This window comes from Streptomyces sp. 8P21H-1, assembly GCF_013302945.1.
The window spans coordinates 1-2,791 of record NZ_JABTYA010000005.1; the positions used below are offsets into that span (position 1 = coordinate 1).

3 protein-coding genes and 1 pseudogene are annotated in these 2,791 nt (G+C 73.2%); 2 read left to right on the plus strand and 2 right to left on the minus strand.

All coding sequences use genetic code 11. From position 1 onward, the window contains the following. Positions 1-138: 138 nt before the first annotated feature. Both HO151_RS00140 and HO151_RS00145 read left to right on the plus strand, forming a co-directional pair. Positions 139-573 (plus strand): NUDIX hydrolase, encoded by a 435-nt coding sequence (locus tag HO151_RS00140; protein ID WP_173894105.1) that lies wholly within the window; start codon positions 139-141, stop codon positions 571-573. A 55-nt stretch (positions 574-628) separates the two neighbouring features. Further along, the gene (locus tag HO151_RS00145; RefSeq protein WP_173894106.1) at positions 629-1,549 is read left to right on the plus strand and encodes an NAD-dependent protein deacetylase; all 921 of its coding nucleotides are present in this window, start codon (positions 629-631) and stop codon (positions 1,547-1,549) included. Here the strand turns inward: HO151_RS00145 and HO151_RS00150 are convergent. Both HO151_RS00150 and HO151_RS00155 read right to left on the minus strand, forming a co-directional pair. Beyond that, entirely contained in the window at positions 1,536-2,261 is a 726-nt protein-coding gene (locus HO151_RS00150; protein WP_173894107.1) for a hypothetical protein, read from the minus strand. The two genes, HO151_RS00145 and HO151_RS00150, sit on opposite strands and share 14 nt — an antisense overlap. 16 nt (positions 2,262-2,277) lie before the next feature. Beyond that, positions 2,278-2,791 (minus strand): annotated as a pseudogene (locus HO151_RS00155) (hypothetical protein); the annotation flags it as partial.

Below are 2,791 nucleotides of genomic sequence, written 5' to 3' on the forward strand. Positions count from 1 at the left end.
GACGCCGGCCGGCGTCCCCGGGCCGGTCGTGCCGGTCGCCGGCTCCAACCGGTCCCGCCGGCGCAGGCACCCTGGTAGCGTTGGCCCTTTGACGGGTATAAGACTCTGTGGACTCCGACCGGTGAGGACCCAGGAATCATGGACATCCCCGGTAACAAGCGACTGGCCGCGGCCGTCGTGATGCGCAAGGGCCTGATCCTCCTGGTGCGCCGCAGTGAGACCGAGCGGTTCCTGCCCCGGGTGTGGGGCGTGCCCTGCGGAAAGCTGGAGCCCGGCGAACGTCCCGAGGACGGCGTGCTGCGGGAGCTCAAGGAGGAGACCGGGCTGCTCGGCGAGGTCGTCCGGAAGGTCGGCGAATCGTCCTTCATGAGCGAGTACCGCGGGCAGGAGATCAAGAACTGGCAGGAGAACTTCCTGGTCAGGCCGCTCTCCTCACAGATCACCCTCCCCGAGCCGGACCAGGCCCACCGCTGGCTGAGCCCCGCCGAACTGCACACCGTCGACATCGACGCGTACAACCTGGACATCGTGCGCCAGGCCCTCGACGCGTCGTTCGACCTCAGCGCCCGGTAAGAGGCGCGTTCCGCGCCGTGAGGCCCGTGAGCCGCACGAGTCGTACCCTGACGGCATGCGCACCCGCCCCACCCTGAGCTGGACCCCCGCCGAAGACCTGCCCGCGGGCACCACGGACCCGGGACCGGTCGTCGACGCGCTGGGCGCCGGCGGTGTGCTGGTGCTGAGCGGGGCGGGCCTGTCCACGGAGTCGGGCATCCCCGACTACCGGGGCGAGGGCGGGAGTCTGAGCCGGCACACCCCGATGACCTACCAGGACTTCACCGCCGACGCCCGGCACCGGCGCCGTTACTGGGCGCGCAGCCACCTGGGCTGGCGCACCTTCGGCCGGGCCCGCCCCAACACCGGGCACCGCGCGGTGGTCGCGTTCGAACGGCACGGCCTGCTCTCGGGGGTGATCACCCAGAACGTCGACGGCCTGCACCAGGCCGCCGGCAGCGACGGCGTGGTGGAACTCCACGGCAACCTGGGACGGGTCGTCTGCCTCTCCTGCGGTGCCGTCAGCACCCGCCGCGAACTCGCCGAGCGGCTGGCGGAGGCCAACGCGGACTTCCGGCCGGTGGCCGCCGCGATCAACCCGGACGGCGACGCCGACCTCACCGACGAACAGGTCGGCGACTTCCGCGTGGTGTCCTGCGCGGTCTGCGACGGCGTCCTCAAACCGGACGTGGTCTTCTTCGGCGAGGCCGTTCCGCCGCAACGGGTGGAGCACTGCCGCGCGCTGGTCCGCGAGGCGTCCTCGCTGCTGGTCCTCGGCTCGTCCCTCACGGTGATGTCCGGGCTGCGGTTCGTCCGCGAGGCGGCCCGGGCCGGGAAGCCGGTACTGATCGTCAACCGCGATGTGACCCGGGGCGACCAGTACGCCCGCACCCGGGTCGCGCTCCCGCTGGGAACGACCCTCGCCACCGTCTGCGACCGGCTGGGCCTCCCCGCCGCCGCGCTCCAGGAGGAGGGGCAGGACCTCACGAACTCCTGAGCAGCTCAGCCAGCGCGTGCAGTTCGCCCAGGTAGTCCGCCGTCTCCAGCGGCACCTTCGGTACGGCCCCCGGGTGGGGCCCCGCCGCCGTGAACACGTCGGTGTGCCGGCGCCGGCCGCCGCCCGTCTCCAGGAAGAGCGTCACCGTCGGCTCCGCCGTGTCGCACCACGCCCGGTGCAGGGTGTGCGCGGGCAGGGCGTAGGTGCTGCCCGCCGCGTACTCCGCGACCTGGGTGAGCTGCAGCCGGGCCGGGCCCGCCGGCTCCAGCAGCCAGTCGGCCGAACCGTCCGCCAGGGACTCCTGGTAGCGGTCCGCCTCGATCCCGCCGTCTCCGCGGGGCGCGTACAGCTCCATCGCGAGCCGTCCCCGTACGACACAGGAGGCGAGGGGGGAGCGGTGGTTGTGGATGTCCTCCTTGCCGATCGAGCCCCGCCCGGGATGCCACACGTGGGCGCGCAGCATGTGGTGCGGACCGCCGTCGACGAGCAGCAGCTTGTCGAAGCCGAGGACATGGCGGTACGAGAGCCGGGCGCAGCCGTCCGGATCCCCCTCGCCGGACGCCAGTTCGGCGACCAGCTCCAGCAGCCGGCCGGCGGAACCCAGTTCGGCGACGACCGAGCGGGCCGCCGGGAGCTGCTCGTGCTCGGGCAGCCCGCCGTCCAGTGTGCCGGCCAGCAACCGCCGCGTCGCCAGGACCTGTCGGCCACCCATGCACGTTCCTCCCGGCTCAGCCGTTCGGTCGATCGGCCGCCGGGCGGTCGGCCGACGGTCGGTACCTCCACAGGGCATGCGCCCGCAGCGCCGAAAGGCCCTGGTAGGTCATCCACATGGGACGGCGCAGCTCACTGGTGTCGTCACGCATCCAGGTCCATATGCCGTCCGTCTGCCCGGCCCACACGGCGCTCGCCGCGCCGTCCAGCAGCTCGCGCCACTCGTCCTCGACGCCGTCCTCGCGCGCGACGGCGCGGGCGCCGGGGGTGAGCAGGGCACGGACCAGCCAGGAGGCGGTGAAGTGGCGCACGTTCAGGACCTCGTGGCGGGACGGGTCGTCGGTACGGGGCCTGCGTATCTCCTCGCGGAGGTTGGACAGGTCGAGGCAGCTGTCGTGCGGGGCGTCCGGACAGGCCAGCAGCCAGCGCACACCGTCCTCGCGGGCCGTGCGCGCGTTGCCGCTCTCGCCGCCCAGGACGCGCGCCGCCCGGTCGAGCGCCACCACCGCCTGGGCGGTGTGCAGCGGGGAC

Bases quoted from the DNA above. Each gene is read 5' to 3' on its own strand.
- HO151_RS00140 (WP_173894105.1), top strand. From the start codon at position 139: ATGGACATCCCCGGTAACAAGCGACTGGCCGCGGCCGTCGTGATGCGC.
- HO151_RS00145 (WP_173894106.1), top strand. From the start codon at position 629: ATGCGCACCCGCCCCACCCTGAGCTGGACCCCCGCCGAAGACCTGCCC.
- HO151_RS00150 (WP_173894107.1), bottom strand. From the start codon at position 2,261: ATGGGTGGCCGACAGGTCCTGGCGACGCGGCGGTTGCTGGCCGGCACA.